At 67.6% G+C, this 12,632-nt stretch carries 15 protein-coding genes; 9 read left to right on the top strand and 6 right to left on the bottom strand.

What is annotated here, in order from left to right:
• Window position 1: 1 nt before the first annotated feature.
• The 4 genes from cobT to EDC62_RS05540 are packed head-to-tail and all read left to right on the top strand — an operon-like array spanning window position 2 to window position 2,772.
• Entirely contained in the window at window positions 2-1,069 is a 1,068-nt protein-coding gene (cobT, locus tag EDC62_RS05525; protein ID WP_124221403.1) for a nicotinate-nucleotide--dimethylbenzimidazole phosphoribosyltransferase, read from the top strand.
• A gap of 4 nt (window positions 1,070-1,073) precedes the next feature.
• Complete coding sequence (locus EDC62_RS05530) at window positions 1,074-1,898, top strand: adenosylcobinamide-GDP ribazoletransferase (protein ID WP_124221404.1); 825 nt, start codon at window positions 1,074-1,076, stop codon at window positions 1,896-1,898.
• Between the two features lie 19 nt (window positions 1,899-1,917).
• Window positions 1,918-2,556 (top strand): histidine phosphatase family protein, encoded by a 639-nt coding sequence (locus EDC62_RS05535; protein ID WP_124221406.1) that lies wholly within the window; start codon window positions 1,918-1,920, stop codon window positions 2,554-2,556.
• A 24-nt stretch (window positions 2,557-2,580) separates the two neighbouring features.
• Complete coding sequence (locus tag EDC62_RS05540) at window positions 2,581-2,772, top strand: hypothetical protein (protein WP_124221408.1); 192 nt, start codon at window positions 2,581-2,583, stop codon at window positions 2,770-2,772.
• A gap of 69 nt (window positions 2,773-2,841) precedes the next feature.
• On the opposite strand, the gene nth is transcribed toward EDC62_RS05540, so the two are convergent.
• Both nth and EDC62_RS05550 read right to left on the bottom strand, forming a co-directional pair.
• Window positions 2,842-3,498, bottom strand: coding sequence for an endonuclease III (gene nth, locus EDC62_RS05545; RefSeq protein ID WP_124221410.1), 657 nt, complete (start codon window positions 3,496-3,498; stop codon window positions 2,842-2,844).
• Between the two features lie 55 nt (window positions 3,499-3,553).
• The gene (locus EDC62_RS05550; RefSeq protein WP_170159022.1) at window positions 3,554-4,588 is read right to left on the bottom strand and encodes a BLUF domain-containing protein; all 1,035 of its coding nucleotides are present in this window, start codon (window positions 4,586-4,588) and stop codon (window positions 3,554-3,556) included.
• A 104-nt stretch (window positions 4,589-4,692) separates the two neighbouring features.
• Here EDC62_RS05550 and EDC62_RS05555 point away from each other — a divergent pair, with 104 nt between their 5' ends.
• From EDC62_RS05555 to EDC62_RS05570, 4 genes are read left to right on the top strand one after another with little or no spacing between them, the layout of a single operon-like run.
• Window positions 4,693-5,889, top strand: coding sequence for an aminotransferase-like domain-containing protein (locus EDC62_RS05555; RefSeq protein WP_211330940.1), 1,197 nt, complete (start codon window positions 4,693-4,695; stop codon window positions 5,887-5,889).
• A 10-nt stretch (window positions 5,890-5,899) separates the two neighbouring features.
• The gene (locus tag EDC62_RS05560; protein WP_124221416.1) at window positions 5,900-6,154 is read left to right on the top strand and encodes a hypothetical protein; all 255 of its coding nucleotides are present in this window, start codon (window positions 5,900-5,902) and stop codon (window positions 6,152-6,154) included.
• Between the two features lie 7 nt (window positions 6,155-6,161).
• The gene (locus EDC62_RS05565) at window positions 6,162-6,617 is read left to right on the top strand and encodes a DUF2721 domain-containing protein (RefSeq protein ID WP_124221418.1); all 456 of its coding nucleotides are present in this window, start codon (window positions 6,162-6,164) and stop codon (window positions 6,615-6,617) included.
• On the top strand, window positions 6,614-6,997 hold the full coding sequence (locus EDC62_RS05570; protein ID WP_124221420.1) for a translation initiation factor Sui1: 384 nt from the start codon (window positions 6,614-6,616) through the stop codon (window positions 6,995-6,997). Before EDC62_RS05565 ends, EDC62_RS05570 begins: the two co-directional genes overlap by 4 nt.
• A 63-nt stretch (window positions 6,998-7,060) precedes the next feature.
• Here EDC62_RS05570 and EDC62_RS05575 read toward each other — a convergent pair whose 3' ends face one another.
• Complete coding sequence (locus tag EDC62_RS05575; protein WP_124221422.1) at window positions 7,061-8,107, bottom strand: quinone-dependent dihydroorotate dehydrogenase; 1,047 nt, start codon at window positions 8,105-8,107, stop codon at window positions 7,061-7,063.
• A gap of 38 nt (window positions 8,108-8,145) precedes the next feature.
• Here EDC62_RS05575 and rpiA point away from each other — a divergent pair, with 38 nt between their 5' ends.
• Window positions 8,146-8,820: a ribose-5-phosphate isomerase RpiA gene (rpiA, locus tag EDC62_RS05580; RefSeq protein ID WP_124221424.1), complete on the top strand. Its 675-nt coding sequence runs from the start codon at window positions 8,146-8,148 to the stop codon at window positions 8,818-8,820.
• A 75-nt stretch (window positions 8,821-8,895) separates the two neighbouring features.
• Here rpiA and EDC62_RS05585 read toward each other — a convergent pair whose 3' ends face one another.
• The 3 genes from EDC62_RS05585 to folD are packed head-to-tail and all read right to left on the bottom strand — an operon-like array spanning window position 8,896 to window position 12,619.
• Window positions 8,896-9,579: a glutaredoxin family protein gene (locus EDC62_RS05585; RefSeq protein ID WP_245968768.1), complete on the bottom strand. Its 684-nt coding sequence runs from the start codon at window positions 9,577-9,579 to the stop codon at window positions 8,896-8,898.
• A gap of 49 nt (window positions 9,580-9,628) precedes the next feature.
• Entirely contained in the window at window positions 9,629-11,704 is a 2,076-nt protein-coding gene (locus EDC62_RS05590; protein ID WP_124221426.1) for a M3 family metallopeptidase, read from the bottom strand.
• 57 nt (window positions 11,705-11,761) lie between these two features.
• Window positions 11,762-12,619 carry a bifunctional methylenetetrahydrofolate dehydrogenase/methenyltetrahydrofolate cyclohydrolase FolD gene (gene folD / locus EDC62_RS05595; protein ID WP_124221428.1) on the bottom strand — a complete coding sequence of 286 codons (858 nt, stop codon included), beginning with the start codon at window positions 12,617-12,619 and terminating at the stop codon, window positions 11,762-11,764.
• Window positions 12,620-12,632 lie beyond the last annotated feature (13 nt).

The following is a 12,632-nucleotide window of genomic DNA, read 5'->3' on the forward strand; positions in this document are numbered from 1 at the left end:
CATGACCTTCACCGCTCCCATCATCGACGACATCACCCAGCCCGCGCTCGCAGCGCGCTTGCAGCACTTGCTGGACAACAAAACCAAGCCACTGGGCTCGCTCGGGCAGATCGAGCGCCTGGCGCAGCGCATGGGCCTCATTCTCGGTACCGAGGCGCCGGTGCTGCGCGAACCCCAGCTGGTCGTTTTCGCGGGCGACCACGGGCTGGCGGCGCGCGGCGTCTCGGCTTATCCGAGCGACGTGACTTGGCAGATGGTCGAGAACTTCTTGGCGGGCGGTGCCGCGGTGAGCGTGCTCGCGCGCCAGCACGGCATCGGCCTCACCGTCGTGGACTGCGGGGTGCGCCATGACTTCGCGCCGCGCCCGGGTCTCGTCATCGCCAAGCTCGGCCCGGGGACAGCAGATGCGCTCGAAGGCCCCGCGATGACGTCGGAGCAGTGCCAGGCCGCGCTGGCTAACGGCGCTGCGCTGGTCAAGGAATTGCCCGGCAACGCCTTGTTGCTCGGCGAGATGGGCATCGGCAACACCTCGGCTGCTTCGTTGCTAATGAGCCGCTTGACCGGGCTCGACATTGCCGACTGCACCGGCGCGGGCACGGGGCTCGATGCGTCGGCGGTGCAGCGCAAGATCGGCATCTTGCGCGCGGTACTCGAGCGCCATGCGCAGGCGCAGGCACCGCTCGATGCGCTGGCGGCCCTGGGCGGTTTCGAGATCGCGACCATGGTCGGCGCCGTGCTGCAGGCGGCCGCCGAGCGGCGCGTGATCGTGGTCGATGGCTTCATCGCCACCTCGGCCGTGCTGGTGGCGAGCCACCTGCAGCCCGCCGTGCTGCAGCGCTGCGTGTACGCGCACCGCTCGGGCGAGCGCGGGCATGCGCTGATGCTGGCGCACCTCAAGGCCGAACCCTTGCTCGATCTGGGCTTGCGGTTGGGCGAAGGCTCGGGCGCGGCGCTCGCCTGGCCGCTGCTGCAAAGCGCCTGTGCCATCCTGCGCGAGATGGCCAGCTTCGAATCGGCCGGGGTGTCGCGGCAAGAGGCCAGCGCAGCCGCCCAAGCCGCGGTACGCTGAGGGTATGGGCTTCATCCGGCATTTCCTGATCGCGCTTCAGTTCTTCACCCGCATCCCGGTCACCGGGCGGCTGGCGGGCTGGGTGGGCTATACGCCCGCCATGCTGCGCGCCAGCGCGGCGCACTTCCCCGGCGTGGGCTGGGTGGTGGGCGCGCTGACGGCGCTGGTGTTCTGGGCCTGGATGCAGGCGCTGGTCGCCCAGCCGGCCGCGCCCTGGGTGGCGGCGGTGCTGAGCACGGCCTTCAGCGTGTGGTTGACGGGTGCGTTCCATGAGGACGGCTTGGCCGACACCGCCGATGCGCTGGGCGGTGCGGTCAGCCGCGAGCGCGCGCTGGAGATCATGAAGGACTCGCGCATCGGCAGCTATGGCGCCATCGCGCTGGTGCTGGCTTTGTTGACCAAGGTGCTGCTGTTGGGCCTGCTGGTGCAGGCGGGTGGGGCGCTGGCCACCGCCTGGGCTTTGTTTGCTGCGCATGTGAGTTCGCGGCTGCTGCCGCTGCTGGTGATCGCCACGCTGCCGCATGTGGGCGACACGCCGCGGTCCAAAAGCAAGCCGCTGGCCGACGGGATCGATGCGGCCGGTCTGCTCGCGGGGCTGTTGTGGTGGGCGCTGGCCATGATGCTGCTCGCCGTTGCGGCGCCGGCTTGGCCTTGGTTTGCGGCGGTACTCGGCGCGTTCCTCGGCTTTTTGTGGATGTGGCGCCTGCTGGCACGGCGGCTGCAGGGCTTCACTGGCGATGGGCTGGGGGCGACGCAGCAACTGGCCGAGTTGGGCTTTTACCTGGGGCTTGCCGTAGGCCTCGGTGGCCGCTTTGGATCCGGGTCGTGACCGACACAACGCATCCCCGATGTCCACCGACCATCGCCCGATCCGGCTGCTGCTCGTGCGCCACGCCCCAGTGACGGGCATCGCGCCGGGTTGCTGCTATGGCGCGCTCGACCTTGCGGCCGATCCGGCAGCGACCCAGCGGGCGGCCGCGGCCGTCGCGGCGCAGCTCGCCCCGGGGACGCCGGTGTGGAGCTCGAGCCGACGGCGCGCCCGCCTGTTGGGCGAGGCGCTTCGGGCCTTGCGGCCGGACCTCGGGCCCATGCGCGCCGATGCGCGGCTCGATGAACTCGACTTCGGGCGCTGGGAGGGGCAGCCCTGGGCCGCCATCGACCGCACGGAATTCGATGCATGGATGGCCGACTTTGCGCACACCCGAGTCGGCGGGGGTGAGAGCGTGGCGCAACTGCTCGCGCGCGTGGCGGTGGCGGCCGATGCGGTGGCGGAGGAAGTCCGAGCCCAGCCGCGCACAGGGGCGGAGGGCCTCGCTCCGGACGCGGTCTGGATCACCCACGCCGGCGTCATCCGTGCCCTGGACTGGTTGTGCACGCGGCGGTGGGAACTGCCGCAGGCGGCGGATTGGCCAAGGCTGGCGTTGGATTTTGGCGCCGCGGTCGAGCGCTCATGGATGCCTCGATTTCAACCTAAATCCGGCAGTTGACCGCTTTTCGCTGAATGCAAGGTGTTGGCGTCTCAACTATTTTCGGTGCGCAGGCCGTTCACCGTTTGGGTGAGCGCTGCGCACCCGTTCGAGTCGCCCTCGGGCGCGGGGGCGGCGTTGCAAATCCTCGCCATGGCACCCGCCATGTCTGCGGTTTGCGCCTTGCCCGCGCGCCCGATGACGACCCGCCCAGGCGCGCCCAACTGCCGGATTTAGGTTCAAAAACAATAGCAGTGAACGACGGATTCACGCCGGCAGAGCGGCAAAATCGCTCAAATTTCGGCCTCAGCGCGTGCTGGACTTCGGTGCCGGCGTCTTGTCGGGGTATTCGCAGACCTGCGCGACGACGCAGCGCCAGCACTCGGGCTTGCGGGCTTTGCAGACATACCGACCGAGCAGGATCAGCCAGTGGTGGGCATGCGTGCGGTAGCGCTCGGGGATGCGCTCGAGCAGTTGGCGCTCGACCTCCAGGGGGGAGCTTCCGCGGGCGAGCCCGGTGCGGTTGGCGACGCGAAAGACATGCGTGTCCACCGGCATCGTGGGTTCGCCAAACGCGACGTTGAGCACCACGTTCGCGGTTTTGCGGCCGACGCCGGGAAGCGATTCGAGTGCTTCGCGCGATCGCGGAACCTCACCACCGTACTGCTCGACCAGGATGCGGCAGGTCTCGATGATGTGCCGCGCCTTGCTGTGATAGAGGCCGATGCTGCTGATGTAGCGCTCGAGTCCCTCGACACCGAGCTCGAGCACTTTCTGCGGCGTGTTGGCCACCGCAAACAGCGCTCGGGTGGCTTTGTTGACACTCGCGTCGGTCGCCTGGGCCGAGAGCATGACGGCAATCAACAACTCGAACACGCTCGAGTATTCCAACTCGGTCGTCGGGTGCGGGTTTGCGGCTTCGAGCGCGGCAAAGAACGATTCGATGGCTTTCGGTTTGAGCATCAGGCAGGGGCGGCGGGTCGGTCGGTGTGCAGCTGGACAGGACGATCGGGGAGCGCTAGCGCGCGGCGGCCGATGCGACCGTGGGCCAGCCGGATGCGGGAGGCGCTTCGATGTTCTTGAGCAGCGGCGAGAGCGCTCGCCAGACGGTCGGCGCACGGCCGGGGTCGGCATAGGGCGCGGGTCGGGCGTTGAGGCGCAGGGCCGCTCCGTGGCGCAGCGCCTGGCCCACGAGGTCTCCGTCGAAGCCAACGAGCACGATTTCAGGCACCGACATCGCGCCCTCGAAGGCCTCTTCGACCCGGTCGAGCAGACTCGCGTTGCGCTCGGGGTCGTTGCAAAGCAGCAGCGCGAACATGGCCCAGTCTTGCATGAGCGCGCGCCTCAAGCCGTGGAGCAGGTCGGCGCGCGCGACGGCGATCAGGCGCAGCGCGTAGGCACCGTACATCTGGTCGACGAAGGCGCCGCCTGCGTCGAGCCCACTCTCGCCCGCAAAGCGCCGGTAGTCGACGAACAGCTCGCGCTCGTTGGCCAGCCAGCGCAGCAGGTCGAACGCTTCGCTGCCGCCCGCGCTGCACAGGCCCACGCGCGTGTAGCACTCTGGGTCGGGCAGGTCCAAGGCTTCGGGCAGTTGCATCGGTGCCGTCAGGCGCCGCATCACCGAGGACGGCGCATATTGGCGACCCCGCTCGTGTTGTTGCGTGAGGTGCAGCACGCGCTCGCGCATCAGCAGCGGGCTTTCGGGGTTGGTCGACAACATCATCGACCACGGCGTCATCAACAGTCGCGGCCCGCGGCTCAGATGCACGATGCGCTGGCCATAGTGGCGATCGTCGTCGCGCACGCGGGCGCACAGAGCATCCACCGCCCGCTCCGGACCTTCGACCCAATGCACGAACCATCCACTTTGAAACGCGAGCGCCGCGTGGATGCCGACCTGGGGGTTGTGCCGCAAGGCCGCATCGCGGATGTGCTCCAGGGTGGCGTAGGGCGTCTCGACGTTGCGGGCTTCGCTCGCGCAGACGACCCGCAGTACCGCTGCACTCTCGGCAGGGGCATCGGGCGGTTCCTGGGGGGAGCTGTTGTCCAGCATGGGGTGCGTTTCGCGGGTGGTGAATCGGAGAGAATGATGCATCCTACGCCGATTGAACCGATCTGTGCATCCGTAAACCTGAACCGAATAGGGGCACGATGACGATTTCTTTTGCCCAACGCCTCGACCATGTCGAAACCTCGGCCATCCGCGAGCTGTTCAAGCTGCTGGGCAAGCCCGGCATCATCAGCTTCGCAGGCGGCTTCCCCGACAGCGCGCTGTTCGATGTCGCAGGCATCCGCGCTGCGGTGAATGCCGCGCTCGATGCCGAGCCCGGCGCGGCGCTGCAATATGGCGCCACCGAAGGCTACGGCCCGCTGCGCGAGCAACTCGCCGCCTTCATGGCCACCAAAGGCGCGCGCGACGTCGCGCCCGAGCAGCTCATCGTCACCACCGGCAGCCAGCAGGCGCTCGACCTGATCGGCAAGACGTTGATCTCGCCCGGCGACAAGGTCATCGTCGAGGGGCCGACCTTTCTCGCCACCATCCAGTGCTTTCGGCTCTACGGTGCCGAGCTCATCAGCGCGCCGATCGACCGGGACGGGGTGCAGACCGACGCGCTCGAGCGCCTGATCGAGCAACACCGTCCGAAATTCGTCTATCTCATCCCGACCTTTGGCAACCCGAGCGGCGCGACGCTCAGCGCCGAGCGCCGCCGCGCGGTGCTGGAGATGGCGGTGCGCCACGACACCTTGATCGTCGAGGACGACCCCTACGGCGAACTGTATTTCGACGCGCCGCCGCCGCCGAGCCTGCTCGCGCTCAGCGCCGAGGTGCCCGGCAGCCGCGAACGCCTGGTGCATTGCGGCAGCCTCAGCAAGGTGCTCAGCCCGGGCCTGCGCGTGGGCTGGATGATCGCGCCGCCCGAGCTGCTGGCCAAGGCGACCATGTGCAAGCAGTTCAGCGACGCGCACACCAGCACCTTTGCCCAGGCCACCGCCGCCCATTACCTCGCCTCGGGCGCCATGCCGCAGACGCTCGCGCGGGTGCGTCAGGTCTACGCCGAGCGCGCCCATGCCATGACCGAAGCCTTGCAGCTTGAGCTGGGCGCGGCCCTCGCGTTCGTGCCGCCGCGCGGAGGGCTGTTCGTGTGGGCCCGGCTGACGGGCGCGGGCGGCGCGCTCGCCGACGGGGACGAATTCGCGCGCCGTGCCATCGAGCGCGGCGTCGCCTTCGTGCCAGGCGCCCCTTTTTATGCGAGCCAGCCCGACCGTGCCACGCTGCGGCTGAGCTTTGCCACCGTCGGCGTGGACCGCATCGTCGAGGGCGTGCAGCGTTTGCGTCTGGCTTTGCTGGGTTAGGAGGTTCCGTATGTCCGACCGGGTCATTCAGACGGCACGCTACAAGCTGTTTCCCTCGCCGCGCAACGCTCACCGCGAGGTGTTCGAGCATGAGGTGTTCGTGCCGCATCCCTATGCGCTGATCGACCTGCCGAGCTTCTACTTCGCAGGTCGCGCAAGCCTCTTTGCGGCTTGCCGTTTGTCCGACGGCAAGATGGGCCAGCTCGTCACCTTCGAGCTCGAGGCCGATGCGGCCAAATTCACCGCGAATTTCACGCCCGATTGAACCCGCCATGGCTTTGCCCGTCGATACCTCGGCCATCACGCACGGCATCCAGCTTGCCGTCGCGCCGGTGTTTTTGCTCACTGCCGTCTCGAGCCTGATCGGCGCGGTGGCAGGGCGGCTCGCGCGCATCATCGACCGCGCGCGCGTGGTGGAGGCGCAAGCCTTGGCTTCGACCGACCCCGCCTTCCGCGCGCGTGCGCTGTCGGAAATCGGGCTCTTGCGCTGGCGCGGACGGCTCGCCAACGGCGCGGTGGCTTTGCTCACGCTGTGCGCCTTTTTCATCGGCTTGACGATCATCGTGCTGTTCGTCGCCGAGACCACGGACTTTCAGGCGAGTCGGCTGGCCGTGGCGGGCTTCCTCGGCGGGATCGGCTGTTTTCTCGCGGCCTTGCTTTGCTTTTTCATCGAGACCGTGCTGGCCACCCGCATGCTGAACTTTCGTCTTCCGGAGTCGCCGACATGAAGCCCAAGGCGCGTGGTTTCGGCGGCTTGTCGGCGTTGGTGTATTCGACCGAAGGCGGCCGCATGTGTCCGCAGTGCCGCCAGCCGGTGGCGCAATGCGTGTGCAAGGCGCGGGCCGAGGCGGCCGCGCGCGTGGCCGGGGACGGCGTGGTTCGTGTGGCACGCGAGAGTAAGGGGCGCGGCGGCAAGGTCGTCACGCTGGTGCGCGGCGTGCCCTTGGGCGGCGCCGAACTCGAAGCCTTGGCCAAGCAACTCAAGACCGCCTGCGGCAGCGGCGGCACGGTCAAGGACGGGGTGGTCGAAATCCAGGGCGACCATGTCGCGCGCCTGGTGGACTGGCTCGCAGCGCGGGGCTTCAAGGTCAAGCGCGCGGGTGGATGAGCGGGCGGCACAGGGGTTGGCACCCGGGTCAACGCCGAGGTGGCCAGCCGCTGCGTCTGGGCGTCACAGCGCAATCGCCCGGGCCGCCTCGCGCACCAGCGCTGGGCCGCGGTAGATGAATCCGGTGTAGATCTGAACCAGGTTGGCGCCGGCTTCGATCTTTTGAACCGCGTCCGCACCGCTCAAGATGCCGCCCACGCCGATGATGGGAAAGTCCGGCCCCAAGGCCGCGCGCAAGGCACGGATCACCCGGTTGCTGGGTTCGAACACCGGGGCGCCGCTGAGTCCGCCGGCTTCGTCGGCATGGGGCAGGCCGCGCACCGCATCGCGCGCCAAGGTCGTGTTGGTCGCCACGACGCCGTCCATGCCGTGCGCGCGCAGCGCGGTGGCGATCGCTTCGATCTGGCCGTCGTCGAGGTCGGGTGCGATTTTGATGAAGATCGGCACGCGTCGTCCATGCTCGTGCGCGAGCGTCTCGCGGGATTGAGCCAGCGCGCCAAGCAGGCCATCGAGCGCGGCGTCGCTTTGCAGCGCACGCAGGTTTTTCGTGTTCGGGCTCGAGATGTTGACCGTCACATAGTCGGCATGGGCGTACACCCCCGCGAGCCCCGTGAGGTAGTCGCGCGTGGCCTCTTCGATCGGCGTGGCGGCGTTTTTGCCGATGTTGAGGCCGAGCACCATGGGCGTGCCCTGCGCCTGCGTGCGAAAGCGCGCGCGCTGCACATGCGCGACGAAAGCGTCGAGCCCTTCATTGTTGAAACCCAGCCGGTTGATGAGCGCATGCGCTTCGGGCAGGCGGAACATGCGCGGCTTGGGGTTGCCCGGCTGCGGCAGCGGCGTGACCGTGCCGACCTCGACGAAGCCAAAGCCCATGGCGGCAAAGGCGTCGATGCAGCGCGCGTTCTTGTCGAGCCCTGCGGCGAGGCCCACGCGGTTGGGAAAACGCAGCCCCGCGACCGTGACCGGGTCCTCGACCCGTGGCTGGGCCCAGGCGCAGGCCAGCGGTGTGTGCTGCAGGCGCTCGAGGCTCGAGAGCGTCAGTTCATGGGCGACTTCGGGGTCGAGCCGAAACAGCAGCGCGCGCGCGCCCGCGTAGGGGAAAAAGCTCATCGGATAATGCGTGTTTTGAACAGAGGAGATTGTCGCAAATGACGCAAGATGAACTCAAAGCGATCGTTGGCCGAGCCGCCCTCGACTATGTGACGCCGGGTGAGATCGTCGGGGTGGGGACGGGCTCGACCGTCAACAAGTTCATCGAGGCGCTCGCGACCCTGAAGGACCAGATCATCGGCGCGGTTTCGAGTTCCGAGGCCTCGACGGCGCGGCTCAAAGCGGTCGGAATCCCGGTGTTCGACTGCAACGAGGTCGAAGAGATCGCGGTCTATATCGACGGCGCCGACGAGATCGACCCCGCAGGCTACATGATCAAAGGCGGTGGCGCGGCACTCACGCGCGAGAAGATCGTCGCCGCCCAATCGAAGCGCTTCATCTGCATCGCCGACCAGTCCAAGCTCGTACACACCCTTGGGGCCTTCCCGCTGCCGGTGGAGGTGATCCCGATGGCGAGCCACCGCATCATGCGCCAGTTCTTCGCGCTGGGCGGCAAACCGGTGCTGCGCCTGAAAGACGGTAAGCCCCTCGTGACCGACAACGGTCAGCACATCCTCGATGTGCAAGGCCTGCGCATCAGCGACCCGCTGGGCTTCGAGGCGATGGTGAGCCTCTGGCCGGGCGTCGTCGAGGTCGGTGTTTTTGCCCACCACAAGGCGAGCGTCTGCCTGCTGGGCACCGAGCAGGGCGTCAAAACCCTCAAATTCGACTGATTTTGCGACCTTGCCGGGATCAATAGGGCGGGGGTTGCTCTCGAAATCGGAGCGCGCTCGGAGGCGCGCTCCCGCTCAAAAGCGGATGCCGGCAGGATTGCTTGGCGCGCGCTGCGGCGGCGGGGCCGGCGGTGGGGGCGGCTCATAGGCCGAAGTGGGTGCCACCGCGTCGGCTGGCTGCGCGGCGGATGCCGCGGAGGATGCCGCGGGTGTGGCCTTGGGTTCGGCCAGTGGCGCAGGCGGCGGCAGCCGGTAACCGGGTGGCAGCTGGGCGCTGCGTGGGTAGCCGGCAGCATCGAGATACTGACGCCATTCGGTCTCGTTGTAGCCTTTGACGATGCGGTTGCCGATACCGAGAACCGGCAGTTCGGTCGACTGAGTTCGCTGCTGTAGCAGCTGCGCGTCCTCGGGGGTGGTCACGGTCCGTTCGGCAAAAGGCACGCCGCGCTGCCGCAGGTAAGCCCGAGCAGCATCGCAAGCGGCGCACGACGAGGTGGTATAGAGCGTGATCGGATAGCGGCTCACGGCTTGCTGCAGTTCATAGGGAAGGGCAGGGCCTGAACCCGCTGCCGCAGCACCCGCTCGAGCCGGCTGCGAGGCAGCCTTGGCCGCGGGGGGTGGGGGGACGTCCGAGTAAGTGACGCGTCCATCCGGGCCAACGATGCGGTAGAGCGCCTGGGCCGAGGAACTGCCCCCGCCGAGCAGGAGCACAGCGGCGAACACGGCCCGCAACGGTCGGCGGTCGATCGATTCAAACACGTTTGATTCCTCCTCTTTGGGTACCCGCGGGTAGGATAGGCTCAGCCTCTCAGGGCTGGGTCGGCCGGGCGGGCGGCGCGTCCGCCATGCCTTGATGCCGCAGCAGCGCGTCGAGCCTGGGCTCGCGCCCGCGGAAGGCTTTGAACGAATCCATGGCAGGGCGGCTGCCGCCCGCTTCGAGGATTGCCTGCCGGTAACGGCGACCGGTTTCGCGGCTGTGGCGGCCGTCGCCGGAGACGGTTTCCTCGAAGGCGGCGTAGGCATCGGCGCTCAGCACCTCAGCCCACTTGTAGCTGTAATAACCCGCGGCGTAGCCACCGGCAAAGATGTGCCCAAAGCTGTGCGCGGTTCGCGCAAAGCCCGGCGGCGGCAGCACGGCGACCTCGGCACGAACCTGATCGAGCAAGGGCTGCAGATCGGCTTCGGGCTCGTGGTCGGTGTGCAGCAGGATGTCGAACAGCGCGTACTCGATTTGGCGCAGGGTCTGCAGGCCGCTTTGGTAGTTGCGCGCGGCGCTGATCTTGTCGAACAGGGCGCGCGGAATCGGCTCGCCCGTGTCCACGTGGGCCGTCATCGCGCGCAGGACGTTCCACTCCCAGCAAAAGTTCTCCATGAACTGGCTGGGCAACTCGACGGCATCCCACTCGACCCCACTGATGCCCGAGACATCACGCTCATCGACTTGAGTGAGCAGGTGGTGCAATCCGTGCCCGAATTCATGAAAGACGGTGATGACGTCGTCGTGGGTCAACAGCGCGGGCTTGCCGTCTTGGGGCCCAGCGAAGTTGCACACCAGATGCGCGACCGGCGTCTGCAGTTCGCCCGTGTCCGGGCGGCGCCAACGGGCGCGCACGTCGTCCATCCAAGCTCCGCCGCGTTTGCCGTTGCGCGCCGTGGGGTCGAAATAGAACTGGCCCACGAGCGAGCCTTCGCGCTCGATGCGGAAAAAACGCACGTCCGGATGCCAGACCGCCGCCTGGTCCGGGGCGATGCGAATCTCGAACAGATGTTCGACGAGTTCGAACAAACCTTGCAGCACCTTGGGCTGCGGGAAATACTGCTTCAGTTCCTGTTCGCTGAAGGCATAGCGGCTTTCCTTGAGGCGCTCGCCGATGTACGTCCAGTCCCAGGGCTGTGGGTCGCGGATGCCCAAATGCTCGGCCGCAAACGCGCGCATTTCGGCGACGTCGCGCTCGGCGTAGGGCCGGGCCCGCTCGGCGAGCGCTCGGAGGAACGCAGCCACTTCCTCGGGCGACTCGGCCATCTTCGGCACCAGGGACAGCGCCGCATAGTTCGGGTAGCCCAGCAGTTGTGCTTCTTCGCGGCGCAAGGCGAGGATTTCCCGAATGATCGGCGTGTTGTCGTAGCGCCGGGCTTCTCCTTCCGCCTGATCCGAGGCCCGAGTGACGTAGGCGCGGTAGAGCCGCTCCCGAAGCGCGCCGCTGCGCGCGTATTGCATCACGGGCAGATACGAGGGCAGCTTCAGCGTCAGCTTGTAGCCCTCACGGCCATCCTTCGAGGCGGCTTCCCGGGCCGCGAGCAGCACGTCCTCTGGGATGCCCTCGACCTCATCGGCGCTGGCGTAGTAGGCGAAATGATCGGTGGCATCGAGCACGTTTTCGCTGAATTTTTGGCTCAGTTCAGCCAGCCGCCCTTGAATCTGGGCGTGCCGCTCGCGCTGTTGGCCCTGCAGCTCGGCGCCGCCCAGCACGAAGGCGCGCAAGGCCAGCCGGTGCGCCTGGCGCTGGGCATCGTCAAGCGTGGCGGGGTCGATCGCCTTGTACTTGGCGTATAGCCGCTCGTCGGCGCCGAGCCGTGTCCAAAACTCGGTCACTGCAGGCAGCGCTTCGTTGTACGCAGCGCGCAGTTCCGGGCTGTCGGCCACGGCGTTGAGGTGGCTCACGACGCCCCACGCCCGGCCCAGGCGCTCGGTCGCCACGTCGAGCGTGCGCGCGATCGCCAACCAGTCGGCGGGGAAAGAAGGCTCGGTGACCCGGGCCAGCGCCGCGTTGGCCTGGGCCAGCAGCTCTTGGATCGCGGGTACGACATGCGCCGGAGCCACCCGGTCGAATGCGGGCAGACCTGAGAAGTCGAGCAGGGGATTCGTTTCGTTTTCGGTGTTCATGCACCGATTGTGCGCGAACCGTGCAGGGCGCGGATGGCGCTGCCCGTCGCCAGAGCCCTAGCGCCCAGGCAACGAGCGCTCGGCTGCCTGCAAGGTGTTGACCAGCAGCATCGTGATGGTCATCGGCCCGACGCCTCCGGGCACGGGCGTGATCCAGCCTGCCACGGTCGAGACCCCGGCATAGTCGACGTCGCCACAGAGCTTGCCCTCGGTTGTTCGGTTCATGCCCACGTCGATCACCACGGCGCCGGGTTTGACCATGTCCGCCGTCACCAAGCCCTGCTTGCCGACCGCAGCGACCAGCACGTCGGCCTGCAGCGTCATGGCCTTGAGGTCCGGTGTTGCGCTGTGGCAGATCGTGACCGTGGCATGCTGCTGGAGCAGCAGCAAGGCCATGGGTTTGCCCACGATGTTGCTGCGGCCGATGACGACTGCGTGCTTGCCGCGCAACTCGTAGCCGATCGACTCGAGCATTTTCATGACGCCATGCGGCGTGCAGGGGAGAAAGCCCGGCAGCCCGGTGAGCAGCGCGCCCGCGTTGGCGACATGGAAGCCATCGACATCCTTCGACGGCGCAATCGCCTCGATGACCTTGTGCTCATCGATGTGCGCAGGCAAGGGCAGTTGCACCAGGATGCCGTGGATGCTGGGATCGGCGTTGAGTACCGCGATGCGCTCAAGCAGTTCGGCTTCCGCCAGCGTCTGCGGATATTGCTCGAGCACCGAATGAAAGCCGACCTCGTGGCAGGCACGCACCTTGTTGCGGACATAAACCTGGCTGGCCGGGTTGTCCCCCACGAGCAACACCGCCAGGCCGGGTGTCACGCCGTGCTGCTGAAGTGCGCGGGTGCGCTCGGCGACGCTGGTGCGCACGTGTTTGGAAATGGCAATGCCATCGATGATCTGGGCGGTCATGGCGGGTACTCGA

It is taken from the genome of Tibeticola sediminis (genome assembly GCF_003843835.1).
GTDB classification, from domain to species: Bacteria; Pseudomonadota; Gammaproteobacteria; order Burkholderiales; family Burkholderiaceae_C; genus Tibeticola; species Tibeticola sediminis.

Excerpts from the sequence above, each read along its gene's own strand:
- cobT (WP_124221403.1), top strand. The coding sequence starts at position 2 with ATGACCTTCACCGCTCCCATCATCGACGACATCACCCAGCCCGCGCTC.
- EDC62_RS05530 (WP_124221404.1), top strand. The coding sequence starts at position 1,074 with ATGGGCTTCATCCGGCATTTCCTGATCGCGCTTCAGTTCTTCACCCGC.
- EDC62_RS05535 (WP_124221406.1), top strand. The coding sequence starts at position 1,918 with ATGTCCACCGACCATCGCCCGATCCGGCTGCTGCTCGTGCGCCACGCC.
- nth (WP_124221410.1), bottom strand. The coding sequence starts at position 3,498 with ATGCTCAAACCGAAAGCCATCGAATCGTTCTTTGCCGCGCTCGAAGCC.
- EDC62_RS05550 (WP_170159022.1), bottom strand. The coding sequence starts at position 4,588 with ATGCTGGACAACAGCTCCCCCCAGGAACCGCCCGATGCCCCTGCCGAG.
- EDC62_RS05560 (WP_124221416.1), top strand. The coding sequence starts at position 5,900 with ATGTCCGACCGGGTCATTCAGACGGCACGCTACAAGCTGTTTCCCTCG.
- EDC62_RS05565 (WP_124221418.1), top strand. The coding sequence starts at position 6,162 with ATGGCTTTGCCCGTCGATACCTCGGCCATCACGCACGGCATCCAGCTT.
- EDC62_RS05570 (WP_124221420.1), top strand. The coding sequence starts at position 6,614 with ATGAAGCCCAAGGCGCGTGGTTTCGGCGGCTTGTCGGCGTTGGTGTAT.
- EDC62_RS05575 (WP_124221422.1), bottom strand. The coding sequence starts at position 8,107 with ATGAGCTTTTTCCCCTACGCGGGCGCGCGCGCGCTGCTGTTTCGGCTC.
- rpiA (WP_124221424.1), top strand. The coding sequence starts at position 8,146 with ATGACGCAAGATGAACTCAAAGCGATCGTTGGCCGAGCCGCCCTCGAC.
- EDC62_RS05590 (WP_124221426.1), bottom strand. The coding sequence starts at position 11,704 with ATGAACACCGAAAACGAAACGAATCCCCTGCTCGACTTCTCAGGTCTG.
- folD (WP_124221428.1), bottom strand. The coding sequence starts at position 12,619 with ATGACCGCCCAGATCATCGATGGCATTGCCATTTCCAAACACGTGCGC.